Origin of the sequence: Streptococcus sanguinis SK49 (assembly GCF_000212815.1) — a bacterium.
Classification (GTDB): domain Bacteria; phylum Bacillota; class Bacilli; order Lactobacillales; family Streptococcaceae; genus Streptococcus; species Streptococcus sanguinis_C.
Map to the genome: position 1 here is coordinate 958256 of NZ_GL890985.1, position 26885 is coordinate 985140.

At 43.1% G+C, this 26885-nt stretch carries 26 protein-coding genes, 2 pseudogenes and 1 riboswitch; of the genes and pseudogenes, 25 read left to right on the plus strand and 3 right to left on the minus strand.

What is annotated here, in order from left to right; all coding sequences use genetic code 11:
- Nucleotides 1-11 precede the first annotated feature (11 nt).
- Entirely contained in the window at nucleotides 12-719 is a 708-nt protein-coding gene (locus HMPREF9380_RS06260; RefSeq protein WP_002933166.1) for a B3/B4 domain-containing protein, read from the plus strand.
- Between the two features lie 72 nt (nucleotides 720-791).
- Here the strand turns inward: HMPREF9380_RS06260 and HMPREF9380_RS06255 are convergent, their stop codons facing one another.
- Nucleotides 792-1232 (minus strand): GtrA family protein, encoded by a 441-nt coding sequence (locus HMPREF9380_RS06255; protein ID WP_002924154.1) that lies wholly within the window; start codon nucleotides 1230-1232, stop codon nucleotides 792-794.
- A gap of 28 nt (nucleotides 1233-1260) precedes the next feature.
- A riboswitch (PreQ1 riboswitch) is annotated at nucleotides 1261-1397 on the plus strand.
- Between HMPREF9380_RS06255 and HMPREF9380_RS06250 the strand changes: the two genes are divergently transcribed.
- From HMPREF9380_RS06250 to HMPREF9380_RS06145, 24 genes and pseudogenes are all read left to right on the plus strand, one after another.
- Complete coding sequence (locus HMPREF9380_RS06250) at nucleotides 1395-1910, plus strand: QueT transporter family protein (protein ID WP_002933168.1); 516 nt, start codon at nucleotides 1395-1397, stop codon at nucleotides 1908-1910. Its footprint overlaps the riboswitch before it by 3 nt.
- A gap of 155 nt (nucleotides 1911-2065) precedes the next feature.
- Nucleotides 2066-2512, plus strand: coding sequence for a hypothetical protein (locus tag HMPREF9380_RS06245; protein ID WP_002933169.1), 447 nt, complete (start codon nucleotides 2066-2068; stop codon nucleotides 2510-2512).
- Nucleotides 2502-2894, plus strand: a complete 393-nt coding sequence (locus HMPREF9380_RS06240; RefSeq protein WP_002924159.1) for a hypothetical protein — start codon at nucleotides 2502-2504, stop codon at nucleotides 2892-2894. The genes HMPREF9380_RS06245 and HMPREF9380_RS06240 overlap by 11 nt, the downstream gene beginning before the upstream one ends.
- Nucleotides 2895-2914: 20 nt before the next feature.
- Entirely contained in the window at nucleotides 2915-3250 is a 336-nt protein-coding gene (locus HMPREF9380_RS06235; RefSeq protein WP_002924160.1) for a hypothetical protein, read from the plus strand.
- A complete protein-coding gene (locus HMPREF9380_RS06230) occupies nucleotides 3247-3906 on the plus strand; it encodes a hypothetical protein (RefSeq protein WP_002924161.1) in 660 nt (219 codons plus the stop codon). The genes HMPREF9380_RS06235 and HMPREF9380_RS06230 overlap by 4 nt, the downstream gene beginning before the upstream one ends.
- 1 nt (nucleotide 3907) lies before the next feature.
- Nucleotides 3908-4384: a hypothetical protein gene (locus tag HMPREF9380_RS06225; RefSeq protein ID WP_002924162.1), complete on the plus strand. Its 477-nt coding sequence runs from the start codon at nucleotides 3908-3910 to the stop codon at nucleotides 4382-4384.
- Nucleotides 4385-4399: 15 nt separating this feature from the next.
- On the plus strand, nucleotides 4400-6679 hold the full coding sequence (locus HMPREF9380_RS12005; RefSeq protein ID WP_002933170.1) for a hypothetical protein: 2280 nt from the start codon (nucleotides 4400-4402) through the stop codon (nucleotides 6677-6679).
- A gap of 5 nt (nucleotides 6680-6684) precedes the next feature.
- Complete coding sequence (locus tag HMPREF9380_RS06215) at nucleotides 6685-7371, plus strand: hypothetical protein (RefSeq protein ID WP_002933171.1); 687 nt, start codon at nucleotides 6685-6687, stop codon at nucleotides 7369-7371.
- Nucleotides 7372-7901: 530 nt separating this feature from the next.
- On the plus strand, nucleotides 7902-8663 hold the full coding sequence (locus HMPREF9380_RS06210; RefSeq protein ID WP_002933172.1) for a DUF6261 family protein: 762 nt from the start codon (nucleotides 7902-7904) through the stop codon (nucleotides 8661-8663).
- Between the two features lie 91 nt (nucleotides 8664-8754).
- Complete coding sequence (locus HMPREF9380_RS12010; protein WP_002933175.1) at nucleotides 8755-10305, plus strand: hypothetical protein; 1551 nt, start codon at nucleotides 8755-8757, stop codon at nucleotides 10303-10305.
- A 5-nt stretch (nucleotides 10306-10310) separates the two neighbouring features.
- Complete coding sequence (locus HMPREF9380_RS06205) at nucleotides 10311-10682, plus strand: hypothetical protein (protein WP_002924187.1); 372 nt, start codon at nucleotides 10311-10313, stop codon at nucleotides 10680-10682.
- Nucleotides 10675-11226 carry an RNA 2'-phosphotransferase gene (locus tag HMPREF9380_RS06200; RefSeq protein ID WP_002933177.1) on the plus strand — a complete coding sequence of 184 codons (552 nt, stop codon included), beginning with the start codon at nucleotides 10675-10677 and terminating at the stop codon, nucleotides 11224-11226. Before HMPREF9380_RS06205 ends, HMPREF9380_RS06200 begins: the two co-directional genes overlap by 8 nt.
- Nucleotides 11227-11264: 38 nt before the next feature.
- A complete protein-coding gene (locus HMPREF9380_RS06195; protein ID WP_002924190.1) occupies nucleotides 11265-11474 on the plus strand; it encodes a hypothetical protein in 210 nt (69 codons plus the stop codon).
- A gap of 159 nt (nucleotides 11475-11633) precedes the next feature.
- Entirely contained in the window at nucleotides 11634-12359 is a 726-nt protein-coding gene (locus HMPREF9380_RS06190) for an AHH domain-containing protein (protein WP_231908363.1), read from the plus strand.
- 18 nt (nucleotides 12360-12377) lie between these two features.
- The gene (locus HMPREF9380_RS06185) at nucleotides 12378-12821 is read left to right on the plus strand and encodes a DUF4274 domain-containing protein (protein ID WP_002924193.1); all 444 of its coding nucleotides are present in this window, start codon (nucleotides 12378-12380) and stop codon (nucleotides 12819-12821) included.
- Between the two features lie 32 nt (nucleotides 12822-12853).
- Complete coding sequence (locus HMPREF9380_RS06180) at nucleotides 12854-13066, plus strand: hypothetical protein (RefSeq protein ID WP_002924195.1); 213 nt, start codon at nucleotides 12854-12856, stop codon at nucleotides 13064-13066.
- A gap of 82 nt (nucleotides 13067-13148) precedes the next feature.
- Nucleotides 13149-13871, plus strand: coding sequence for an Imm47 family immunity protein (imm47, locus tag HMPREF9380_RS06175; RefSeq protein WP_111681459.1), 723 nt, complete (start codon nucleotides 13149-13151; stop codon nucleotides 13869-13871).
- A 50-nt stretch (nucleotides 13872-13921) separates the two neighbouring features.
- Nucleotides 13922-14110, plus strand: coding sequence for a hypothetical protein (locus HMPREF9380_RS06170; protein WP_002933180.1), 189 nt, complete (start codon nucleotides 13922-13924; stop codon nucleotides 14108-14110).
- Nucleotides 14111-14232: 122 nt separating this feature from the next.
- Nucleotides 14233-14658: pseudogene (gene tnpA, locus HMPREF9380_RS0111005) on the plus strand (IS200/IS605 family transposase).
- 214 nt (nucleotides 14659-14872) lie between these two features.
- A complete protein-coding gene (gene ligA / locus HMPREF9380_RS06165) occupies nucleotides 14873-16831 on the plus strand; it encodes an NAD-dependent DNA ligase LigA (RefSeq protein WP_002933189.1) in 1959 nt (652 codons plus the stop codon).
- A 9-nt stretch (nucleotides 16832-16840) separates the two neighbouring features.
- Nucleotides 16841-17791 (plus strand): diacylglycerol kinase family lipid kinase, encoded by a 951-nt coding sequence (locus HMPREF9380_RS06160; protein WP_002914839.1) that lies wholly within the window; start codon nucleotides 16841-16843, stop codon nucleotides 17789-17791.
- 24 nt (nucleotides 17792-17815) lie between these two features.
- Nucleotides 17816-20110, plus strand: coding sequence for a type I pullulanase (gene pulA, locus HMPREF9380_RS06155; protein WP_002933190.1), 2295 nt, complete (start codon nucleotides 17816-17818; stop codon nucleotides 20108-20110).
- A 328-nt stretch (nucleotides 20111-20438) separates the two neighbouring features.
- Nucleotides 20439-22235, plus strand: coding sequence for a serine hydrolase domain-containing protein (locus HMPREF9380_RS06150; protein ID WP_002933191.1), 1797 nt, complete (start codon nucleotides 20439-20441; stop codon nucleotides 22233-22235).
- Nucleotides 22220-23101, plus strand: a complete 882-nt coding sequence (locus HMPREF9380_RS06145) for an alpha/beta fold hydrolase (RefSeq protein ID WP_002933192.1) — start codon at nucleotides 22220-22222, stop codon at nucleotides 23099-23101. The genes HMPREF9380_RS06150 and HMPREF9380_RS06145 overlap by 16 nt, the downstream gene beginning before the upstream one ends.
- Nucleotides 23102-23201: 100 nt before the next feature.
- Here the strand turns inward: HMPREF9380_RS06145 and HMPREF9380_RS11445 are convergent.
- Together HMPREF9380_RS11445 and HMPREF9380_RS06140 are read right to left on the minus strand one after the other, a co-directional pair.
- A pseudogene (locus HMPREF9380_RS11445) lies at nucleotides 23202-24479 on the minus strand (ISL3 family transposase).
- A 162-nt stretch (nucleotides 24480-24641) separates the two neighbouring features.
- Nucleotides 24642-26837, minus strand: coding sequence for an LTA synthase family protein (locus tag HMPREF9380_RS06140; protein WP_002933203.1), 2196 nt, complete (start codon nucleotides 26835-26837; stop codon nucleotides 24642-24644).
- Between the last annotated feature and the right edge of the window lie 48 nt (nucleotides 26838-26885).

Sequence of the window (26885 nt, forward strand, 5' to 3'; positions counted from 1 at the left end):
AGAGGTGCATCATGAAAGTTACAGTTGAACATGAATTTTGGCAAGTATTTCCGGAAGCTCAGATTAGTGTTTTAGTGGTCAAGGGGATTGATAATAGTGTGGATGAGAGTAAGGACTCATATTTCAAATCCCTCCTGGATAAGGGAGCAAAACGAGCTGAGGACTTTATTCCAGATGAGAACTTCACTCAAAATGAAGTCATTCAGGAGTGGCGGCAGGCTTTCAGCCAATTCAAGACCAAGAAAGGAGCACGATCCTCTATCGAAGCCCTGCTCAAACGGGTTAGTCAGGGGAGGGAATTTCATCCAATCAATCCTTTGGTTGATATCTATAACAGTGTCTCGCTGTCTTATGCAGTTCCTTGTGGCGGTGAGGATTTGGATAAGATTGTCGGAGGTCTTCATCTAGGAAAAGCCAAGGGTGGGGAAGCCTTTTTCCCATTGGGTGCTGAGAGTGACGCACCGGCACTGCCAGAAGAAATCATCTACTATGATGAAGAGGGAGCTGTCTGCCGTTGCCTTAACTGGCGAGAGGCCCAGCGAACTATGCTGACCGAGGAGACCAAGAATGCCATCTTGGTTATCGAGTCCATCAACGAAGAGCAGGCAGTGCGTGCCCAAGCAGCTATGATAGAGCTTCAGACTCTGATTGAGGACTATTTTGGTGTCAAAGGTGAAATCACCCACCTGACGCTTGATAATCCAAGCTTGGAAATCTGAGAATAAAAAAATCTGGATCAGAATTATCTGGTCCAGATTTGCTTTTATAGGGTGAAATAGACTGATTTGTTGTTATTTTTTCTTGTTTTTAAAGACAAAAATCTTACTAAAGATATAGTTGAGGACGATAATAAGTACTTGGGCAATGAAGGTTTCGATGGTATTGACCATTTTAATATTGTTATTGACAAACTGGCCTATAATCTGTGGGAAACTAGTGACAAAGATAAAAGTCAATAGTAAATTTAAGCCCATAGTAGCCAAACGTGCAGTGAAAAATTTGATAAGTCTAGAAGGCCAGCCACTCCTTGCTTGCTTGAAAACGATAGTATCGTTGGTTACAAAGGCAAAGAGAATACCAAGAATATCACCTATTATTGTAGCCAGTAGTTCGTTTCCCGTCAATTCATAGCAGAGCATCCGACTGACAACGGATACGACAGTTGTTGCCACACCAAAGAAAAGATAGGACAGAACCTCATTGTCAAAGAATTTTTTGATTAAAGTTTTCATAAAGATAGTCTATCATATTTCTAGGATTTATGCTATACTAGTTGGGTTGCCAAATCTGTGGGGGAATCAACTAATGATGCTCCTCTCATGTGATGCAACCCTTGGCGCTTAGCTTCTTTCGCCAAGCATATTACACGCGGTAAAGCCGCTAAAGGAGAAAACATGAAACAAGAAAAACTGAGAGTTCGTGATTTGGCTCAGATTGCCATTGTTGCTGCCATTTATGTTGCCCTTACGATTACGCCCCCTTTAAATGCGATTAGCTTTGGTGCTTACCAGTTCAGAATTTCTGAAATGATGAACTTTATGGCCTTTTATAATCGGAAATATATCATGGGTGTGACTATTGGCTGTATGATTGCCAATCTATATAGTTTTGGAATCATTGATGTCTTTGTTGGCGGCGGATCCACCTTGGTCTTCCTGTCACTAGGTGTCTATCTTTTCAGTCGCTATAAGAATCAATATCTGATTAAAGGCTTGATTCGTTTGGATCATTTCTATTTTGCAGTATTCTTTTCTATTTCGATGGTGACTATTGCTGCAGAATTACACTTCTTGCAAGGCCTGCCATTCTTCCTGACTTGGTTTACAACGGCCATTGGAGAATTTGCTTCCTTGATTGCTGGAGCCATCGTCATTAACCTGATTGCCCGACGAATTGATTTAACAAAATAGGCTTTTTGTGGCTCTGATGTGTGTAAATAGACAGATTGGAAACATTTGCATATTTTTTTACTTCATGGTATGCTAGAAGTGTACATTTAGACTAAGATTAGTCTCATTAAACTTCTTGGTAGGGGAGACCAAAAAACAACGCAAGGAGGTTCTGTATGGAACAAAATGAGCAGCTTAGGGAGTATTTGATAATCAAAAAAGAGGCCTATCATTGGCTTCTTTGGTGGGGACTTGCATACCTTATTGGAGTGGCGGGTGTCATTATATTACTATATAATGATTTACCGTCCTACAATAGGTATTTTTCTATTCTCACGATTATTATGCTCCCTATTTGGTTTGTCGGGGCTTTTCCTCTATTTATGGCAAAAAATCAAATAGAAAAAGAGCACCCAGAATTTAAAGCTGTTAAGACCAAAGAGGTCGTGGTGCCTATGTCTATGCGGAAAAAGCGATATCTGATGCTTCTTCCAGCGCTCGTAGTTGTGGCTTTTGTCTTTGTGCAAAGCTATCAGTCGGGCATGGCAGAGAAAGAAAAAAGGAAATCTACGAGATTATCCAACAGTATCGTAATTAAGGAAGGAGAAGAGTATGGCAAGTGATGAAGAATTGAAAAGCAGGGTAGAAAACCTGAGCGGTGAAAAGAGAAAATATGAGCGGGTGCGAAATAGTATTCGGTCGCATAGTTTGAGTCATATGCGTAGTCTGGATGATATGAACAATTTTATCGATTATTGTGAAAAAATCATCGGCATTGTAGACGGTGAAGAGGGCTATCATTACATCAGCAATCTTTCTGAACATCTCAAAGAAGATGTCAAAACGATGAAAAAATACCGCGACTATGTTCGTGACGCCAATCAGTCATTCGTCAATCTGCACAATCTTTTAGAATCGAAAATCAGTAGCCTTGACAGTCAGATTGATAGTGCTAAATCTGAATACAATGAAGGAAAATGGAATCCTTTCGAAAGAATGTGGTAATTAAGGAGGAGTGTGTATAAATGAATACAAATATCAATGATATTCAAGACCGTTATACGGCTGAGACGGTACAATACGAAAGTAGCAATATTGCTGCGGTGTTGGAAAATCTAAAAGCAGCCGTGACTTTGATAGAGACAACCATTCCTTCTAATATCTCCGCTATGGAAAGCAGTGAGAGCCTCTGGAGCGGAAAGGCTAAGGAGCAATATCTGGGGCTGAAGGATTTTCTCAAACAGTACCAAGGTGATTTTTCTTCTAGCGTGAAGGAGCTGAAAACGGCTGTTGAGGGGCTGGAAACCCTGCTCAATTCAACTTCCCAAGCCAATGTAAAAAAGGAGATTGACAACGGATGAAGACTTTTACTTTGGAGGCGATTTACGCCTTACACATGTTTAACGATTATTCGGATGACCTCTTCTTTCTGCCCCTGCCTAGCGAAGAGGGAAAAACTCGCTTGGAAAATCTGCGCCAGGTTTTAGAAAAAGGCTACGAGGACTTGGGGAAAATGGGCTTGGTGATTGATAACGAGCCGACGGAAGAGTGCGCTTATTACGGCGCTTTTCTGGAGCGTTATCACAAGGCGATTTACCATTGTCAGGTGGACAGCAATTATTTCTGCGCGCAGGAAACCGACAGCAACAAGTGGACGACGACGGTCATCAAGCAGATTGGCGATAATCAATATGTGATTGAAACTTTGCATAGCCTGGTTTTTCTGGCGCATTTGAAAGACATTCATCCGATTTTGAAGGACTTGGAAGAGAAGCGCAAGAACTACGCTTACTACAGCTGGGAACCTTTTTCGGCTTTTCGCTTACAGGCTTACTATGCCGACAATGAAGCCATTCGTTTGCAGACATTTCGGCGCAAGGAGCTGCTGAAAGACAGTCTCTTTTTGGAGGCGCCATCGGGCTTGTATGAGTTTGATGTGGCGCATGAACGCATTCGCTCGGTGGACGGTGAGGAATTACGAGATGAGATTATCCACGATTTGAAAGTGAGGGTGTAATATGGCAGACAAAATTAGTATTGACCTAACGCAGCAGGAACAGCTTTTGCTCCATATCCGAACTATGGTCACTTCAGCAACCCAGCTGAGTACGAAATTAAAAGAAGGAGTTGACGGCTTGCCTGCGCTCACTTCAAAGGGAGAAGTGCATAATCGTATGGTTGGAAATGAGAATCAGCTGATTCGATTTGTCACGAAAGCGCAGACTTTTCAGACTTTGACCGAGGTCATATTTAAGCACACACAGACCACCTATAGCGAATTTATTGATACTGATAAGATACTGGCTATGGACATCGCCAACAGTATTTTATATAGCTCCGAGACTTCTGCTGAGGACAAGCAGGGGATAAAAGACGATCCTAAGGGCTCTGTTGACAAGCTGAAAAAATCTATTCAAGACGAGAATGGTGAAATTCACAAGAATATGAAGGGGACCAAGTCTTCTGATATTATCATCGGTACTGGCGGAGCCTGATAGATAGGAGTTACAATGGCTAAATATTATACGAATGAACCTGACTTTAAAGAAGGCTCTAAGACGGGTTGGTTTCACAGCAACATCAACTGCGTAAAGGACTTGCTACGCGATATTGATGAAGTGTCAAATAAGGTCAATTCTGAGGGCTTAGCTCATCTCTATGTGGCAACGGGAGAAGCGACTTTGGGGCGTGACATGCCCGTCGGTCCTTTTGAAGATGCGGAGCACCATGCTCTTCATCGCTTGGATGCCTCTAAGAAAGTCCACAAGGAAATCGTCCAAAATATTGACGGGAAATTCTTTGAGGGTTTGGATAATGCTTTGGAGAGTCTCAATAAGGTCAACGAAGGGAAAAACCAGTATAAGAGTAAGTATTTGACTTATACGAAAACCAACACGGCTTACGATGAGTACGGGACTGCGATAGAGTACACCACCACAGAGCACTACAGTATTTCGGATATTGTCAATAGCGACAAAACACCGATACCCGCTGCCAAGGAACTCTACGATGTTAAGCTCAAGCTGGCAAAAGAAGGCTTGGCGAAAATTGAGAAAGAAGATCATGAGAATTACGAAAAGCTCAAGGGCTTGAGCGACCAACAGCTCATGGAAGCTATGTTTCCGACGCAAGTCGGCGAGTACGAGCGGGCGCGCTCGACTTGGAAGGAGAACAACAAAGGCTGGTTGCAGTGGGTTGAAATTGGTGGTAAAATTATAGCAGTGGGTGCCATTATCGCAGGGAGCGTCCTGAGTGGCGGTACCCTAGCTCCTATCCTTATCGGAGCAGGGACTGCTTATCTGGTGGCAGATAGCGGTTATCAGGCGATTAGCGGGGAGACCATTTCGGGGAAACGGTTGACTGACGGGGAGCGTATCTGGGCAGGTGTGGACGCAGTCTTGACGGCAGCGACCGGTGGCTTTGCGACCTATGCCAGCGTGCTTGCCAAGACAGGGAAAGCCGCCTCTACGACGGTACAGACGGTAGGCAAAGCTGTCAATTATGCCGACGATGCCAATGACATCGCTCATACGGTGACCGCGATGCAGGATGACCCCTTGGGCGCAGCACTCCAGTTTGGAATAGGGCGTGCGATTGGTCATGGAGCTACTGCTCTTGGAAATAAAGCCCGAGCAAGATTTGGCAGGGGTGGCAGTGGAGCTGATGTAGACTTGCCAAGTAGTGGGAAAGGTGTGGATCTGCCAGCAGGCAATGCAGGCTTGAAGACCCATGCGGACACAGATGTGGATCCGTCTACGCTTGGTACAGGCAAGAAGCCAAAACCAGAGATTCAGACGCCTCAACATCAAGAAATACCAAGCCCAAGCAAGAAGCCAGAGCTTGATGTGACGAAGACAAGCAAGCCTGAGATTGACCGTGCAAGCAGTCCAGAGATAACTGGCCCAAGTAAGAAGCCAGAAATTGATACTTCTAAGACGGCGAAACCCGAGATTGACAATCCAAGCCGTCCAGCGGTGGATAAGACCAACAGCAAGCCGAGCGAGATTGATACAGGCAAGACGGTTAAACCGGAGGTCAGCCAAGCTCGTCCGAGCGAGGTGGCGTCACCAAACAGTCGTCCAAAAGAAGTGGATGTGACCAAGAAGCCAGACATTGAAGCCAGTCGCCCAGCCGAAGTCAATCCGACCAAGGTTAAGCCAGAAATGGAAACCAAGGTCAAACCAGACATTGACGCAGCTGCGGCTAGTGCCAGTGCCGTTCCGAAGGTCAAGGCACAAGAACCCGACCTACCCAAAGCAGGACAACCCGAAGTCACCCCTGACGCTGGCAAGAAAGTGCAGAAGCCAGAAGAAGTGGATACCGAAGTTGGAACAACTGAGCCTCGATATGGTGAAAGAAGAATATCAGACACAGAATATGCAAGCCTGAGAAGGAAAACGCCGTCTCCAGAAATGAGGAGAAAAGTCAATAAAGATGTAGTTTTGCCTATGGATGACCCTGCTATTCCAGGACATACAATAGAAAAGGGAGAAACATTAGAAGCTGACCATATAGTATCAATGGATAGAATTGCAAAAATGGAAGGTTTTGATAAGCTAACTAGAGAACAACAATTAGAAATATTAAATTATGAGGATAATTTCGTTGGGTTGAGCAAATCAGCAAATGCCTCTAAAGGCTCAAAAACTTATGAGGAATGGACAATGTATGTCAAAGAAGGTATTCCAATCAATCCAGAATTTAGAGAAAAAATGATTGCTAGGGAAAAAGAACTTGAAGGAATTATTCAAAATATGATAGACTCATATGTGAAAGGAAATGGAGGATAACAGAAGTGACTAATAAAATAGATTTTTTAAACGAATATAGTTTATCTAGTTCAAGTGTAGAAATTGTGACGGATGAAAGCCAAATTGTAGAGGCTCCAATTCCAAATTTTTGGAAAGAAGCACTTTTGTCAGATAGTTTGGAAGAAAGAAAAGAAAAAATTCTTTCAGTGTGGAAAGAATATTCTTCTTCTGATTTGCGAAACACAATTTCTTATTTAGGCGATTATTTAAAAAATATAGACTTGATTTGTTTAGACGGCGAATATTCGCTTTTGTATACGATTTTGACTTACCAAACAGGAGAAGAAATCTATTATGAAGGGAAGCAACCCGTTACAGTTGAGGTGCTGAAACAAAAGTTTGGAGAAAACGCACCAACTATAAAACAATCAATAGCAGATTTCTATACTCATATCCACAACGGTTTTTATGATTATACAAGTAAAAGCATGGGGATTGATAACCTTAAAAATGTGAACTCTATGGCAGATTATGACTGGGAATATTTGCAACAGTTAGACATAGATTTAATCCCACTTTATAATTTTTTCAGTAACGGTATGGGGGAATACGTTGTTTTAGACATCGAAAATGGAAACACCTATTTATGGTCGTCAAGAGAACTTCCTAAAAGGCAGTCTGACTTTTGGGCTTTGGTAGACGAATGGATTATAATTGGATTAGATTTTTAAAACAGAGAGTATAATTTGTTGGTACCCTAAATGTTAATCAAGAAAAGTATAACATTTGGGGTATTTTTGTTATTCAATACAATTTACCTTGACATCTTTTCATCTTATGCTATACTAATTTTATTACTTTTGGGAAGAGTAAGTGTTGAGGGAGATTGGGAGAGGCATGATTTGCTTTTATCTCATACTTGCTCACTCTGTCTGACCCTCGGACGGGGTCGACTAATTTTGGTTTACTTCGTCAGAGGTTCAGATTGTTTGTCCGTGTTCTCATTCGCACACACCAATCCTCTGATTGTGTGGATTTGTTCTCATTCAGACAATCTGACCCTCGGAAAGAGTGCCCGAGTTCTGATTGACTCCATCAGAGGCTCAGATTGTTTGCCCTTGTTCTCATTAGCACAATCCGAGGCTCTGATGAGGCAAATCTGTTCCAGTTTACTCTGTCAGAGGGTCGGACAAGCTCTTTTCAAAAGTAATGACCATATCCGAGGGGGATCGGATAAAAATGAAAAAGAAAAGGTGGATATATGCCAGCAAAACAAACATTATTAAATCTGAAAACGAGCAGTTTACGCTATGCCGAGTTTTCTCAGTTTATCGCGCGTTTCTTGGATGATGTGGAAAAAGAAAACTTGGATGTTAAGAAAGAAGAAATCTTGTCTAACCTGCTGGGTCAGCTAAAGACTAATTTGCCTGCTTATCAAGCGTCGCTGGGACAAGTTCGGGCGAGTGAAAAATCCAGCACGATTACCGAAGCCGATCTGTTGCGGGATGAAGATTTTCAAGCACTGCGCGAAGCGATTAAACCTTACCGCAATAGCCGCCGCGAAAACGAAAAGGCAGCTTACAAGACTTTAGACTTGCTTTTCGACCAGTACAAGAAAGCGACCAAGGTTTCCTATGAAGAAGAAACAGCACTTTTAAACAGCTTATTAGAAAAACTCAGAAAAGCAGAATACCAATCTGCTATTGAGACTTTAGGAATTGGGCGCTTTATGAATAACTTGACCGAAAGCCAAGCTGCTTTTGAAAAAGTTTTCTCTGACCGCTCACAAGAAAAGCTCGCTAAAGTCAGCTTTGACACCAAGCAACTGCGCAAGGACTTGGCAGTTCCTTACCAACAACTAAGCGACTATGTAGCTATTCTAGCTCAGTTGAAAGAAGACGCTATTTACCAAAAGACCTTATCTGTCCTCAACAACAGCCGCAAGTACTACGCCGATGTCTTGGCACGCCGCAAGGGCAAAGATAAGAAAGAAGCGAAAAAGGTAGAAACGGAAACAGAATAAAAAAGACGCTCCACTTACTCATAAGTGGGGCGATTTTTCTCTTTACGCCGTTTGGCTTCTCGTTCCAGTTTTGCCCAGTAGAGCTCGCATTGTGACTACTACAAACAACAAAGGCTGGTTGCAGTGGGTTGAAATTGGTGGTAAAATTATAGCAGTGGGTGCCATTATCGCAGGGAGCGTCCTGAGTGGCGGTACCCTAGCTCCTATCCTTATCGGAGCAGGGACAGCTTACCTGGTGGCAGATAGCGGTTATCAGGCGTTTAGCGGGGAGACCATTTCGGGGAAACGGCTGACTGACGGGGAGCGCATCTGGGCAGGTGTGGACGCAGTCTTGACGGCAGCGACCGGTGGCTTTGCGACCTATGCCAGCGTGCTTGCCAAGACAGGGAAAGCCGCCTCTACGACGGTACAGACGGTAGGCAAAGCTGTCAATTATGCCGACGATGCCAATGACATCGCTCATACGGTGACCGCGATGCAGGATGACCCCTTGGGCGCAGCACTCCAGTTTGGAATAGGGCGTGCGATTGGTCATGGAGCTACTGCTCTTGGAAATAAAGCCCGAGCAAGATTTGGCAAGGGTGGCAGTGGAGCTGATGTGGACTTGCCAAGTAGTGGGAAAGGTGTGGATCTGCCAGCGGGCAATGCAGGCTTGAAGACCCATGCGGACACAGATGTGGATCCGTCTACGCTTGGTACAGGCAAGAAGCCAAAACCAGAGATTCAAACGCCCCAACATCAAGAAATACCAAGTCCAAGCAAGAAACCAGAGCTTGATGTGATGAAGACAAGCAAGCCTGAGATTGACCGTGCAAGCAGTCCAGAGATAACTGGTCCAAATAAGAAGCCAGAAATTGATACCACTAAAACGGCGAAACCCGAGATTGACAATCCAAGCCGTCCAGCGGTGGATAAGACCAACAGCGAGTTGGATACAGGTAAGCCCGTGAAGCCGGAGGTCAGCCAAGCTCGTCCGAGCGAGGTGGTGTCACCAAACAGCCGTCCGAAAGAAGTGGACGTGACCAAGAAGCCCGATATCGAAGTGACTCGCCCAGCCGAAGTCAATCCGACCAAGGTTAAGCCAGAAATGGAAACCAAGGTCAAACCAGACATTGACGCAGCTGCGGCTAGTGCCAGCGCCGTTCCGAAAGTCAAGGCGCAAGAACCCGACCTCCCCAAAGCCGGACAACCCGAAGTCACTCCTGATGCCGGCAAGAAGGTGCAGAAGCCAGAAGAGGTGGATACCGAAGCAACTAAGGCTGGTATAGGAATGTCGGAAGATGCAAATTATGCACAAAAGACATATGGTCACTCGTTCAGTCAAGAAGGACAGAAAATATATTCTGAATTAGCAGGGGAACCTATAAAAACAATTGATGATTTAGTTGATGCAATAAAATCGGGTAAAATAGATATTAAAGACTTACCGGTTGAATATATCAATCGCGATGGAAATACTTTGATATTGAATACTCGTACATCACAGGCTTTAACTCAATCAGGTATTCCTAGGAGTGATTGGCATACGATTGATAGGACGGGAGAAAAGTTACACGAGACTTTGCTTGACGGACAACTACAAAGAAACAAACTCACTTCAGATGGTATTAAAGAAGTTAGACCAAGTAACAGAAAAGGATAATAAATATGACATACAAAACAGAATATGTTTTACCTATGTTTTCTTCAAATTTAGAAAAAGAGCCTGAAATTCAGATAACAGGTTTGGAGGTTGCAATTCGGATTTCAGGTTATGATGATGAGGAACAATTTAGTGATGTTCTACTAAAATTTCAATCAGTCTTGGAATTTACTCGGACATCCTCAAAATTTGGAATAACAGAGGGTTCTTATGATACAGTCATTAAAATTGAAAATTCTAAAAGATTAGCGGAGTTAAAAGAAGCAAATGAAAGGGACTATGCGTTTTGGTCTCCTAATCATTATGCTTTTTACCTAGACGGCTCAGGTTTCTTTCAAATAATTGCTGATAGTTTTGAGGTGGAAAGGCTTGTTTGATTATACAAAACTTAGTAGAGAAGTATCCTATATATTAAGACATAATCCAGATAAATATGGTATAAAGCTGGACTCGGAGGGGTGGTGTTCAGTTGATGATTTAATACATAATTTATCAGAAACTCCTTTATGGAAAGGACTTACAAGAGATGACCTTGAAACAATGATAGAACTATCTGACAAAAAGCGTCATGAAATAAAAGGTGAAAAGATTAGGGCTTTTTATGGACATTCAATAAAAGACAAATTATCTAAAACAGCCAATAAACCACCGAAAGTTTTATACCATGGAACAGTTCAAAGATTTTTAAATCAGATTTTACAAACTGGGCTAATTCCAAAAGAAAGGCAGTATGTTCATTTGTCTTCTGATGTGAGTACAGCAAAGCAGGTAGCTTTGAGAAGAGATGACAGAGCTATCATTTTAGAAGTTGCTGCCCAGTCTGCTTGGGAAAATGGTGTAAAATTTTATATTGGGAATGAAGATATATGGCTTTCTGAGCCAATTCCTAGTGAGTATATTTCTATTATTGAGGATAAATAATCTTTTTATGAGTAGAAATAGAAAGAAAGGGGAAAAGAATGTCCGATAAATCAATGAAAATGACAATGATGACAGAACAATTTGAAAAGGGCGATAGCGGAGAAACAGTAGAGGGCATTACTCTCATTGTTGACGGTGTTGTCAAAGACGTGACAGATATTCTTAAGGAAACAAAAGGATATAATTCAACCTTAGACTTAATTCAAGATGCTATTGTTCGTGGATTGGCTGAAATCAGGGAGTCATAGTTTTATTTAAGAGGACGTTAGTCCTCTTTTTTGTTATACTGGAAAGTGTAGGGGAACAAAATGGAAATTTTAAACAAGTACATTGACAATCCAATCCGAGATTAACAACTCAAGCCGAGCGAGGTGGCGTCACCAAACAGTCGTCCAAAAGAAGTGGATGTGAGCAAGAAGCCAGACATCGAAACCAGTCGTCCGGCCGAAGTCAATCCGACCAAGGTCAAGCCAGAAATGGAAACCAAGGTCAAACCAGACATTGACGCTGCGGCAGCTAGTGCCAGTGCCGTTCCCAAGGTCAAGGCGCAAGAGCCCGACCTACCCAAAGCCGGACAACCCGAAGTCACCCCTGACGCTGGCAAGAAGGTGCAGAAGCCAGAAGAGGTGGATAATCCAAATAGCGATAAAGGAATATCACAACAGACACCTAGAGTTATCCCTGGGCAAGATGGAGTTGTAACAGGCGGTAGTTCAACTAAACTAGGTAAAAATATGATGGAAGATATGGGGCTTAGTAGGGGGCAAAAATGGACTGGTTATCAAGCCCAACACATCATTCCGGCAGATATGGCTGATCACCCTGTTATACAAAAAATGGGTATGGATTTGGATGATGCAAGTAATGGGAAATTTTTGCCTGTGCCAGATTCGGTAGATACTACAAGTGTTAGTCCATTATCAAGACATAGAGGTTATCACTCCACGTATAATGAATTTGTTCGTGCACAGTTAGATAATATTGATGTAAATCAATCTCCTGCAATGTTGCAAAAAGAGGTTAAAGAGTTACAAAGAAAATTAGGCATACTGCAAGATAAGGGTCTGCCTTTATATCCTAAATTTGGCGCAACCGCCGAACTTTGGGAAAGATTTATGAAAAATTTAGACTAATTATTGAAGGATGATTTTATGACTAATAACATGAAATTTTTAACAAATATTCTATTCTCTGAAGACATAACAAGAGCACTAGAACAAGTTCAAAGTATAAATAGCTCCGAACAACTGTTCATCTTGTTAGACAATTATAACTGGGACAGTGGCTTTGACCTTCCGCAAGCGGTACTTGACAATCCTGCTTGTACTAACGCTGTAGCGCTACTGGCATTTGATAGAGCGGACGGCTACCGTTTCCTTTTCGAGGGGTTCGGAGAATATTCCTCGCCAGTTTGGCAAGACTTTGTGACGTCTTTATATAAAGATTTATGTGAGAACAAATTTCCTGACGGAGAGCTTGGTTATTTGCCTGAACTTAGTAAAGTGCAGAAATTTAAGTTGAAAAAACAACATCCAGATTTACCGACGATATTTCTAGACGGAGTTGACGGAGAGCATGTCCGTGTAACTTTATAAAAGTAGGCTATATATCGTATTATATTTGCGAAATGGAAGAAAATAGACGATTGATTATTTTAAATGACACTTTCGGGAAAGAGGGGTCAGATGAGGAAATTGCTGGGCTTACGATTTTGGTGGACGGCACGATTAAAATCGCTTTTGACAAAATTCAAGCCATGCGTCAGTATGACAGTTATAACGAAGTCTTGCGGGATGTCATTTTTGAAGGTTTAGAAAAGATATTCACAGAAAACCGATGATTTTGGGTAAAGTTTTTAATGGTTAAAAATATATTACTAACAGGTTCATGGTACGGTGAGATAAGCTCTCTCAGTAGAAGAATTGAGAGAAAAATTAGTGCAAGTACAAGATGAAAAAGATTGTATCTTGTTAATTGCTGAATTGCTCAAAAAAGGAGATTTTTCTGTAAAAAATCTTTTGATTGACTTGATGAATACCACTAAAGACGATGCCGTGCTTAATCTGTGTATTCGCTTGTTTTGTTCAGTCTGTACTCACGAAGATTTAGAAAATCCTCAAAATTTGAATTTTTTAGCTAATGTGTCAGAGCTTGGTGCTTTAACTTTTGCTTCAAGCGCGATTAACAGTCTGTCTTATGAAGTCATCCCTTATTTGCTAGCTTTATGGGAGGATTGGGAAGATACAGATGTAGCGGTTGCTATTCGTGATAGTTTAGACTCTTATCTAGATTACTATGATGTTCTTGGTGAAGAAGCCGACCTTGATGAAGTGGGACAGTATTATTTGGATAAAGTCCAATCAGTTGATAAAAGACTTTATTACTATGAAAAGGGACCGATTTTTCTTGGTGATTTAACAAAAATCATCTTCCAGCGTTTGTATATGGCGGCTAACCAAAAGGAACGTTTCGCTCTTTTTATCCAGCCAAGTCTTCTTTCAGTCTTATCTGGTTATCATTTTCCACTTGAATATGGACAGGAAGTTAGCGAGCAAGATTTACGGAAAGCTCAAGAATTCGTAGACTTTCTGGCTCAAAAAGAGTGGAAAAAAAGTACAAAATATTTTTATGGCTACAACTTGTAGTAAGGTTTTAAGAGGACGGACGTCCTCTTTTTTGCAGTGGGGTAGAGTAAATGACAGATAAAATAGAATTTTTAAACAAGTATACTTTAACTTCTTCAGAAGTAGAAATTGTAACAGATAAAGCAAATATTCTAAATGCCCCAATTCCAGATTTTTGGAAAGAAGCACTTTTGTCAGATAGTTTGGAAGAAAGAAAAGAAAAAATTCATCAATATCTTGCTTTTGGGCTAGGAAGTTAAGCAATTCTGTAGTAAACTGTGGCATAGGAATAAATCTCTTTCTAGTAATGTTTCGCAACTCTACTATAACGGATTTATTCCTTTTTGTGTTTACACAACTTATTTTACACTACCCAAAGTGGATGTGTAAATATCACAGTGTATTTACACCTAAGTATAGACGAAAAGTCATCTATAATCAATATCGAAACAGTTTGGGTGAAATATTCCACCGATTATGTAGTTATAAAGGTGTTGAAATTATTGAGGGTCACTTAATGCCAGATCATGTACATATGTTGGTAAGTATTCTACCGAGGATAAGTGTTTCTAGTTTTATGGGGTATTTAAAAGGTAAAAGTGCTCTCATGATGTTTGATAAGCACGCCAATCTAAAATATAAGTTTGGGAACCAACATTTTTGGGCGGAAGGCTATTAGGTGAGTACAGTAGGACTTAATGAAGCCACAATTAAGAAATATATCCAAGAGAAGGAAAAGCATGATATAGCGTTGGATGAATTGAGTGAAAAAGAATATGAGGATCCCTTTAGGGATAGTGGCAAGTAATGCAAACACCTCTTTGAGAGATTTGTGACGAGTCAAGAGCAATGAGGCTTGAACAAAGTGAAAGCCAGCGTCTTTAGGCGCTGGCTGGTGATGTGGGCTTATAGCCCTGGGACAAACCACCCGTTAGACGGGTGGTTATGATGTCCTTTTGTTTTTTAGGAAAAATTGGGAACAAATAGAGGAAGATTTTGTGTATTTGTGATAAAATAGAAGTATGAAAGAAAGAATGTCAGAATTAGTAGAATTGCTCAATCGATACGCCCATGAATATTATACGGCAGATAGGCCAAGCGTATCGGACAGCGAGTATGACAGACTCTATCGTGAGTTAGCGGAGTTAGAAGAAAAGTACCCAACCGATATCCTGCCTGACAGTCCGACGCATCGGGTGGGCGGGAAGATTTTAGAAGGATTTGAAAAATATCCACACCAGTATCCTCTCTTTAGTTTGCAGGATGCTTTTTCACGTGAAGAATTACTAGCCTTTGACCAGCGGGTTCGCAAGGAATTTCCACAAGTCTCTTATCTTTGTGAGCTCAAGATTGATGGGCTCTCTATTTCCCTGACCTATGAAAAGGGAATCTTGGTAGCAGGAGCGACTCGGGGGGACGGCTCTGTTGGTGAAAATATCACTGAAAATCTCAAGCGGGTCAAGGATATTCCTCTGACCTTGAAAGAACCGCTAGACATTACGGTTCGCGGAGAGTGCTACATGCCCAAGGCTTCCTTTGATGCGGTCAATCAGCTGCGACAGGAAAATGGTGAGCCTGAGTTTGCCAATCCACGTAATGCAGCAGCGGGAACCTTGCGCCAGCTGGACACAGCAGTTGTGGCTAAGCGCAATCTAGCGACTTTCCTATACCAAGAAGCCAGTCCTACTCAGGTTGGCAGCCAAGAAGAGGTCTTAAACAAGCTGGCAGATTTGGACTTCTCAGTCAATCCTACTCATATTCTGGCGGACTCTATTGAATCAGTTTGGGAGTTTATCGAAAAGATCGCTGAGGAGCGGGATAGCCTGCCTTATGAAATTGACGGTATTGTCATCAAGGTTAATGACTTGGCGGTGCAAGAGGAGCTTGGATTTACTGTCAAGGCACCTAAGTGGGCTATCGCCTATAAGTTTCCGGCTGAGGAAAAGGAAGCCCAGCTTCTATCTGTTGACTGGACAGTGGGTCGGACGGGAGTTGTGACTCCGACAGCTAATCTGACGCCTGTCCAGCTAGCGGGAACGACAGTTAGCCGAGCGACCTTGCACAATGTGGACTACATTGCCGAGAAGGATATTCGTCAGAAAGACACCGTTATCGTCTATAAAGCAGGAGATATTATTCCAGCTGTCTTGCGAGTGGTCGAGTCCAAGCGGGTGTCAGAAGAGGCTTTGGAAGTGCCAAGCCATTGTCCAAGCTGCGAGAGTGAGCTAGTGCACTTTGAAGACGAAGTGGCTCTGCGCTGCATTAACCCGCTCTGTCCAGCCCAGATCAAGGAGGGCTTGATTCACTTTGCTAGCCGGGATGCCATGAACATTACCGGCCTTGGTCCAGCAGTGGTAGAGAAGCTCTTTGCTCAAAATCTAGTCAAGGATGTGGCTGGAATCTATCGGCTAACGATAGAAAATTTACTAGAACTAGAGAACTTTAAGGAAAAATCAGCAAATAAGTTGTATACTGCTATTCAAGCTTCCAAGAAAAACTCAGCTGAACGCCTCTTGTTTGGCTTGGGGATTCGCCATGTGGGAAGCAAGGCCAGTCGGATTTTGCTGGAGAAATTCCATGATATTCTTAGGTTGTCTCAGGCCAGCCAAGAAGAGATTGCGGCTATCGACAGTCTTGGGACGGTGATTGCCCAAAGCCTGCATACCTATTTTGAGCAGGAAGGCTCTCAGATTCTTTTGGCGGAACTGCAGGAAGCAGGTGTGAATCTGGACTATCTGGGACAAAAGGCAGCGGCTGATGCAGCCCTATCAGGTATGACGGTTGTTTTGACTGGTAAATTACAAAAATTGACACGCAATCAAGCCAAAGAAAAATTGCAGAGTCTAGGTGCTAATGTTTCTGGATCTGTTTCTAAAAAAACGGATCTGGTAGTAGCTGGCGCAGATGCCGGCAGCAAGCTGGCCAAGGCTCAGGAGTTAGGAATTGAAATTCGGGATGAAGATTGGCTTGATAGCTTATGAGGCTGAAGTATGAAGGATAAGATTAAACGAGCACGATTGATTTATAACCCGACTTCGGGACAGGAAATTATTAAGAAAAATATAGCGGAAGTTCTGGATGTTTTGGAGGATGTGGGCTATGAAACCAGCGCCTACCAAACCACTCCAGCGCCTCTTTCTGCTCAAAAAGAAGCTGAAAGAGCAGCAAAAGCAGGATTTGATTTGATTATTGCGGCAGGCGGCGACGGTACCATCAATGAGGTAGTCAATGGCGTAGCGAATCTGGACGAACGGCCTAAATTGGCCTTTATTCCAACTGGCACAACTAACGATTATGCGCGTGCTCTCAAGATTCCCATGGGAGACCCAGTAGCGGCGGCCCGCATTATTGAAAAGAACCAGACCATTAAGATGGATATTGGCCGGGCCTATGGTAACAAGTATTTTATCAATATTGCAGCGGCTGGAACCTTGACAGAGCTGACTTATAGCGTACCTAGCGAGGTCAAATCTCGCCTAGGCTACTTTGCTTATGTCGCAGAAGGAGCAAAAAAACTCCCTCGCTCTAAGTTCCGCAAGGTCCGTATCAAGCATGACCACGGTGTCTTTGAAGGGAAGATTTCGCTCATGTTTGCGGCTCTGACCAATTCTATCGGTGGTTTTGAAAAGCTAGCGCCAGATACTAAATTAGACGACGGGAATTTTACCTTGATTTTGGTCAAGACAGCTAATCTCTTTGACATGCTGAGTCTGATGATGCAGGCTATCAATGGCGGTCAGCACGTTGGCGATATCAATGTAGAATACCTCAAAACAAGCAAGCTGCAGCTGGAAGTTTTAGATAAAAAAGGTCCATTTATGCTGAATTTGGATGGAGAATATGGCGGTGATACGCCTGTTGAACTGGAAGTGCTGCACGGCCATTTGGAATTTTTTGCCAATATTGATGAAATCAGTCAGACAGCCCTTTCAATAGAATAATTTTAGATAAAGAGATGAAAGAACATGCTAGACTATAAAGTCTTAGTCCATTATCACAATCCTACTGGAGATTATTTCTCCTATGATATGTGGCAGTGGCAAATAAACCAATGGGGACAGGAAGTAGCCTTTTCCAAACTTGATTATTTTGGTATTCAGGGGGAATTATCATTTCAAACCTGGGAGCCCTTAGATCATGCTCATGTGATTATCAAACGCTCAGACTGGTCTAGCCAGTCCTGTGACTATCATATTGATCTGTTGCCTCCTCATCTGGTGACGGAAATTTGGCTGATTGAGGGAGATGCTCAGGTGTATTATTCCCTGCAGGCTGCAACGACAAGTCACCAGTATTCACGCCGGCGTCCGCATAACTTTGATATGGCCTTGAGAACAGACTATTTTGATGAATGCTGGGGCTATCAAGGCTGGTTGGGACACCGTCAGACGGACGGCGAACATACTTTCAAAGTTTGGGCACCGACAGCTAGGAAGGTAGAGTTGGTAGTCTATGAATCGGCTGACAATCAAGCTCCTGTTTATAGAATCTTCCCAATGAAAAAAGGAGACCGATATTCTCACGACCATAAGGAAAACACCATCGGTGTCTGGTCAACTGAAATAGCAGAAGACTTGACCGGCAAAACTTATCATTACCATGTTAGCTTTGAATACCGTAATTTTTATACTCGCGATCCCTATACCATTGCGACCAGTCCAGATGGCAAGCGATCAGCGATTCTTGGAGCGGATGAGACAGAAGTAGCGGGCTTTGAGGTTCGACAGGGCAAAGAAGCTTTCTGGCGCTTGGATAATCCAAATCAAGCAGTGATTTATGAGATGCACATTCGGGATTTGACCAAGTCGGAGACTTCAGGCGTGGATAGTCAGCTGCGCGGGACCTTCTTGGGAGCCTGTCAAAAAGGCACTACCAATCATCAAGGGCAAAAGACAGGCTTTGACTATATCAGTGATTTAGGCGTTAATGTCGTCCAGCTTCAGCCTGTCTCTGACCGTCACAAGGACTATGATGAAAATGGAGAGCTAATCTACAACTGGGGCTATGACCCGCAGAACTATCATGCTCCAGAGACTAGCTTTTCCAGCAATCCTGCTGACCCAGCGCAGGCCATCCGTGATTTGAAAACGATGATTCAGGCCTACCATGATGCGGGGATTTCTGTGACAATGGATGTTGTCTACAATCACATCTACTCGACCTATGATTCTGCTTTTCAGGCTACGGTACCGGATTATTACTATCGGATGAATCCTAACGGCTCTTTCCAAAACGGAACTGGAGTGGGGAGTGAGACAGCCAGCGAACATGAGATGTTCCGCAAGTTTATGATTGACTCTCTGCTCTACTGGGTAGAGGAGTACAATGTAGATGGCTTCCGCTTCGACCTGATGGGAATTCATGACGTGGAAACGATGAATGCCATTCGTCATGCTATGGATGAGGTAGATCCGAGAATCCTGCTCTATGGAGAAGGCTGGGATATGGGAACAGGCCTGAGACCAGAAGACAAGGCTAAGAAGGACAATGCCTATCAGTTGCCGCGGATTGGATTTTTCAATGATACAGAGCGGGATGCGGTCAAAGGAGCCGAGGTATACGGTGGCATCAAGGCTGGTTTTGTCAGTGGTCAGGCGACGGAAGATATCGTCGCTAAGTCTATCCTCGGCAGCAGTGAGCTAGGCAGCTATCGCAGTCCTGATCAAGTCCTTAACTACGTGGAGGCTCACGACAATTTCAACTTGCATGATTTGCTTGCGGAGCTGCATCCTGATGATGATATTCTGACTCGCACCAAGCGGATTGAGCTGGCAACTGCCATGAACCTGCTCATGCAGGGTATGGCTTTCATGGAGGTTGGACAGGAATTTTCTCGTACCAAGCTCGTAGCTACGGGGGAAGACGACCAAGTCCTGCATAGCGATCGCGAAAGGGCTATGAACAGCTACAATGCGCCAGATGCAGTCAATCAGGTGAATTGGGATATTTTGCAGCACCATCAAGAGAGTATTGATTTTATCAAGGACATTATTCGTCTCAAGACAAGCTGCAAAGCCTTTTCTTATCAGACCTATGAAGATATTTATAAGCATGTCTTTGTCCAATCAGCAGAACAGGGCAGTGGCTTGATTATCTTTGAAATCAAGGATGACAAGCACTATCAAGTCATTTTTAACGCTAGCGGCCTGCCTTACTATCTGCCTAATGCAGATAAGCTGCGCCTTGTAGTTGGCAATAGCCGTCATAAGAAGCCTTTCTATGTTGAAAATCTGACGGTTTCTGTTTTTGAAGTTATTTAATGAAATATTAGCTACATGAAAAGTGGCTCTTTGTCAACTGTAGTGGGTTGTGAAAAGTCATATTCTGGAGAGGACTAAATCAGTCCTCTCCTTTTTGATATTCAAAGCGATGAGGATTCTAGTTTTAAAATTGTCAAAGTTCCGAAAGCCGAAAGCATTTCGCTCATTCCTACAGTGGTTTTACCCACTACAGAAATTATAGAGCTACTTTTTCTACCACTTACTTAGGAAATCTTACCACTTACCGAAAAGGGGTAGATTTGCTATCGTCCATTTGTTAGGATAAGGGTGCAAAGGGGAAGGCAGTTTAAATTCTAAGGAGGCAATCATGAAAACATCATTTTTGAAAAGCGCTGTGGCGTTGGTAACATGTGGCTTGGTGGCTTTTGGAGCAGCGCAAGTTCGAGCTGACCAGCAAAAATTGCCGTCGGGCACGCCTTATGACCAAATCGGTCAGAAAATTGAAAATTTCCACAAGGAACACGAAAAAACCAGCGCGGGACTGGCGGCAGCAGTCTTTGATAAGGACGGCCAAACCATTTACCAAAAGAACTTTGGCTATATGGACAAGGAAAAGAAGCTGGCTGTGGACGACAAATCGGTTTTTGAGTGGGGCTCTGCCACCAAATTGACCGTCTGGCTCAGCGTCATGCAGCTCTGGGAAGAAGGAAAAATTGACCTAAAAACAGATATAAAAGAGTATTTGCCCAAGGATTTCCTGAAACACCTCAAATACGACAAGCCCATTACCATGCTGGGTCTGATGAACCACCAAGCGGGTTTTGATGAAACGCCGCTGAACACAGGAACAGGCAAGAGCTTGGAAGAATTACTAAAAAGCCAGCCCGCTCAAACTTATGAGCCAGGGACGGTGACATCCTATTCCAATTACAGTACAGCTCTAGCAGGCTATATCGTGGAGCGCATCAGCGGACAGGACTTTGCGGATTATGTCCACGAGCATATTTTCCAGCCTTTGGGCATGAACCATACCGCTCTCTTACCTGATTTGTCGGACAATACCTATGTCCGAGACAAGCGGCAGGGTGAGAAAACCTATGATACAAACGGAAGTTTATATCTAGATAAATTGCTTCCCGCGGATATTTATCCAGCGGGGCAGGCGACAGGGACTTTTGCCGATTTCAAGCGGTTCGCGCAAGCTCTTTTGAGAAAGGAAAAGCTCTTTAAGCGCCCAGAAACCTGGAATGAACTGTATCAGACAACTTCTACATTCTCAGATAAAGCAGTCGCTAAGAATGCCCACGGCTTTTGGGTGACAGAGTATGAGATAGGCTCTATTTTAGGGCACGGCGGTCATTCTTTTGCCGGTTTTTCAACCATGATTTCGCTGGATTTCAAGTCGGGTATCGGCATGGTTACCATGGTAAATCAGAGAGAAGAAGCCACCTTTTCTTTCGGTCTGCCCGATTTAGTCTTTGGCAAGAAAAAGCAAGCCCCTAACCAGTCTCAAAAAGACTTTCAGGAGGGCATGTATCGGACTTCCCGCTCCATTCAGCAAGGCCCGACCTCTATTTCGCGCCTTACTCCTGTTTATACTTTTTATGTGAAAGATGTGATAAAAGACGGTCATTTATTAGTCAGCAACTATTGGCTTTTGCAACAGCGCCAAGGCCGAACAGAAGTTGAAACAACCTATAATAATTTAGAAAAGCTCTCGCTTTGGGAGGTGATAAAGGATTATGGCTCTGTCGCTCTGCTGGGACTGGCATCGGTTTATGCCGTACTTGTTCTTCTGTTAGCTGCTTTGAGCAAGATATATCGCTCACTTTTTGGAAAAGAAAGCAAAAGACCGACTCCAAGAAGTTGGAAAATTTGGCATTATGGCACTTGCGGACTGATTTTGGTTAGCCTAGTCAATCTAGCAGGTCTCGTCATAGTTGCCGTTTCGGGGAAGTACATGCCCGATTATCGCTGGCAAGCCATTCTCTTTGCCCTGCTTGCACTGATTTTCTTAGTCAATGCTGGGTTGCCAATCTTTCTGCGCTCAACCTTCCAAGTGAGCAAGGGTCGAAAAATCTTGACCTACTTGACCAGCAGCGCTTCACTTATCGTCGTTCTCAATATCCTCTACTGGAGCCTCTACCAATGGTGGGCACTTTAATAGAAAGGAAAGCTATGACCCATTCTCAAAAAATCGAAACAATGATTCAAAACGGATCCGACCAACTCTACACCGTTTGCTATCCCAATCCTGACAAGGAAACGATTATCCTGCTGCACGGTGGACCGGGAACGCCTGATGACTTCAAGCTCTTTATCCCTAAGCTCGAAAAAGATTATCAACTGATTGTCTTTTACCAGCGGGGAACGAGAAAATCGCCCTGCCTGAGTGGCGACTACAGCATGGAAGCCTACATTGCGGACATCAACACGATTGCCGACCACTTCAATGTAGATAAATTTCACCTTTTGGGACATTCCTGGGGCGGATTGTACGCGCAAATCTACGCCAGCAAAATCCCTGAGCGGGTTCTTAGTCTCTTTCTTTCCTCTCCGGGAACAGGCACGAGCAAGCAGTGGCAGCAAATGGAAAAAGAGATGATGAATTACAATAAAAATCACTGCACGACTATCGAATGGCTAAAAATGGGAATCTATTCTCTGCTCGGCAATCTTGGTAGTTCCAAGGCTTCGCAAGCTCTCTTTCGCCAAGTTGTCCGTAATTACAATGCCGACTATCCAGCCTTTCATGATGTGAAACTAGACATGAGCAATGTTTCAGTCCAAGCAGGCAATCAGACAAGAAAGGAAATTATGGCCTATCCTCTCTTGCCCCGACTAGAAGATCCTGCTTTTCCTATTACCGTGACTTTCGGTGACAATGATATTTTTGGTGCTAGCATGCACTTTGTCATCAGCCGCTATCCCAGCGCTCAGGTGTTCACCATTAAAAACAGCGGCCACTTCCCATTTCTCCACAATCCAGAAGACTACTTTGCTATCTTGCACCAGCATTTTCAACCTTAGCATGAACCTCTAAAGTTTTCCAACTTTAGAGGTTTTCACTTATCTGCAACTTATCCCTCTTTTTCGGGCTCTTTGTCAACTGTAGTGGGTTGATGAAAAGTTATAATCTGGAGAGGACTAAATCAGTCCTCTCCTTTTTGATGTTCAAAGCGATGAGGATTCTAGTTTTAAAATTGTCAAAGTTCCGAAAGCCGAAAGCGTTTCGCTTGATGACTTCGATGAGGTTGTTAGTAGCTTCTAGTTTTGCGTTTGAGTAGGGCAATTCCAGTGCGTTCAGGATATTATCCTTGTTTTTCAAGAAGGTCTTAAAAACAGTTTGAAAAATAGGATTTACATAAGAAATGGTATCTTCAATGAGTCCAAAGAAATGGTCAGCCTGTTGCTCTTGAAAATGAAACAGTAAGAGTTGGTAGAGTTCATAGTGTTCTCGGAGTGCTTGAGAGTAAGAGAGAAGCTTTTCCAGAATCTCTTTGTTGGTCAAATGCAACCGAAAAGTTGGACGATAAAAGCGTTTATGACTTAGTTTTCGACTATCTTGTTGGAGCAGTTTTCAGTAGCGTTTCAGTGCCTTATATTCGTGTGATTTTCGATCAAATTGATTCATGATTTGAACACGAACACGACTCATAGCACGGCTGAGATGTTGCATAATGTGAAAGCGATCAAGGACGGTTTTAGCGTTTGGGAATAGTTTTCTGGCAATATCGTAGTAGGGACTAAACATGTCCATGGTAATGATTTTGACTTGGTTTCGGACCTGTCTGGAATAGCGCAGAAAGTGATTGCGAATCGTTGCTTGAGTCCACCCATCTTAAGATAGCTATAATCTTTCTGGAATCGAAATCCTGTGCAATGAAGCTCATCTCTATCTGCCGATTGAAACAGTCACTTCCCTGACTGTTTCCACATCCCAGCTCATGTGTTCTGGAAGGTAGTTGAGGTTTGCCTTGAACTTGAATTCTTTCAATTTACGAATGACGGTGGAAGTAGAGACAGCTAAGCTTTCAGCGATGGCCGTCATAGGGACTTTCTCGATTAGTTTTTGAGCGATTTTCTGCTTGACGATGGTTGCAATTTGGTGATTCTTCTTGACTAAGGAAGTCTCTGCGACCGCCATTTTCCTACAGATTTTACAGCGGAAACGTCGTTTCTTTAAGCGAATCAGCATTTTATATCCCACACACTCTAGATAGGGAATTTTTGATTCTTTCTGGAAGTCATATTTAGCCATTTGTCCTTGACAGTGGGAGCATTTAGGGGCAGGATAATCTAGCTTAGCGATGATTTCTTTATGTGTACCAGCATCTAGAACATCCAAGATAGTGATATTCTGGTCTTTTATTCCCAGTAAGTTTGTGATAAAATTTAACTGTTCCATAAGAGTCTTTCTAATGATAGTTTCATCGCTTTTCATTATAAGTCTTATGGGACTTTTTTTCTACAACAAATAGGCTCCATCATTCCTACAGTGGTTTTACCCACTACAGAAATTATAGAGCCTGAAAAGCCTTAAGTCCATTGGACTTAAGGCTTTTGCTATCTATGGATTGGCTGTGGAGCTAGAGCTGGAAGAGCTCGAGTCTTCCTGACTGCTGTCTTCGTCGCTGCTGCTGGTTTGGAACTGCTCTGGATGCAGTGCACGATAGCTTGGCGAATTAAAGAGGTCCACAGTGGAGACATTGCCTCGCTTAGAGTAAAGACTGGTTGATTGGTCGCCTTTTTCCTTTTCAATAGCCAACAAGGCTTTCATTGAATTAAGATAAGAGTAATCTTTAGGGTTGACCTTGCCTAAGTCATTCCCCTTGTAGAAACGAATCAAGTCGCCGGTCTGAATAGCGTCACTCATCTTCAGCTGAGTATTGGCAGCATTGCGAATCTCATCCAGCTCCTTCTTGATGGTTTCGTCAGGATTGGTAATTTCCTCACCGGTTTGGGTGTAGTAGGTCCGTCCGTTGAAGCTAGTGTATTTTGGAGTGACAAAGTTATTGCTGGATCGGAATGCTGTGATTTGCTGATGCTGAGTTGATAGCATATCTTGGCCGACCTGAAGGTAGTTTTTAGAGTCAATGCCCAGTAAATGCTCCAATGTTGGCAGCATATCTACTTGACCACCGTATGTATCAATTATCTTTCCTTTGTCCATGCCAGGCACCACTACCATGTAAGGCACGCGCTGCATCATGGCATTGTCATAATTGGACCAAGTCTCAGAGGTTTTGCCTACAAGAGGGGCCAAGTTAGGATTACGGGTTTGGGAAATTCCAAAATGGTCTCCATAGAGAACGATAATAGAGTTGTCATAGAGGCCAGATTCTTTGAGATAATCAAACAAGGCCTTAACAGAAGAATCTAGATAGTTGGCAGTGGCAAAGTAGCCGTTGATGGTTTCATCCTTGGTCTTAGCCAGCGGGAAGCCAATTTCGTCACCAATCAAGCTAGTCGTGTAAGGATAGTGATTGGAAACCGTGATATACTTAGCATAGAAAGGCTGCTGCAGGTGTTCCAGATATTTGATGGAATCTTTCAGCATAATCTTATCGTTCAAACCATACTGGAAGGAGTTGGTGTCGTCCTGCTTGGTAAAGTATGACGCGTCGAAGAAATAGTTATAACCCCATTGCTTGTAAGCTGTATTGCGGTTCCAGAAGCTTCCTGTATTTCCGTGGAAAACAGCAGAAGTATAGCCGCCATTTTTAGAAAGAATAAAAGGTGCAGCTTGCTGGGTATTGGTACCGCCGTAGTTAACCATGAAGGAGCCTTGGTTGAGACCGAAGAGTCCAGTTTCAATCATGGTTTCTGCGTCAGAAGTCTTTCCAGCCTTGACCTGATTGAAGACATTAGAGAAAGCTAAAGTCGAGTTGGAGTGGTAGAGGGAGTTGAGGAAAGGTGTCACCTCGTACTCTTTCCCATCTGCCTGCAGCTTATAGTCAATCAGGAACTGCTGGAAGCTTTCCAGATGGACATAGATGACATTGCGACCCTTGGCAAACCCGTAATATTCTGGATTTGGTTCCGCATAGTGGGATTGGATATATTCTGTTACTGGTTCCAAGTCTTTTTCAGAAGCTTTGGAACGCTCACGATTGGCGGTATATGTCTGGTTAGCACTGTATCCTAGAAAGGCTGGTAAGCCCAGAGCCCGAACTACATAATAGTTGGAAAATCCACGTGACAAGAGCTCAGGCCGGTCAATTTCAGCCAAGAAAAGGTTGGCAGAGAACAACATGGCAGACAGGGAGGTCACAGCAAAGCTGGCGCGTTTATTGAAAGGCCGGTCATCCATTCGGATGTATTTCTTAAAGAATAAGAAGGCCAAAATCGGGAAATCAATCAGATAAAGAATATCCCAAGGGCGGAAGAGCTCCAGTGCTGCTTCCCCAAGTCCAGCTGAAACGCTGCTAGAAGCCAGCATAGTATTGACTGTAACAAAGTCACTGAACTCGCGGTAGTAAATGGAGTTAGATACCAGCCAAGCAAAGAGGAGCAGATAGATTCCGAAGGCTAGGCTGTAGAATAATTTGGTTCGTTTTACGTAAAGTGCTAGTCCCAGTAGCAAAAGGCTGATAGGAAAAGGGTTGATAATAGCTAAAAATACTTGATAGGCACCTTGAATATCAAGGTTAAAATCAATCGTATAGGCCCACATGGTTTTTATCCAATAGAGGACCAGTAAAATCAAGACAAAACCTAGTCTCGTACTCATGAAATTGAGTAAATTCTTGGTTATTTTTTTCACAAAAAGTTACTTCCTTGTCTTATTTCCTAAAAATTTTCTCCTCTAAGT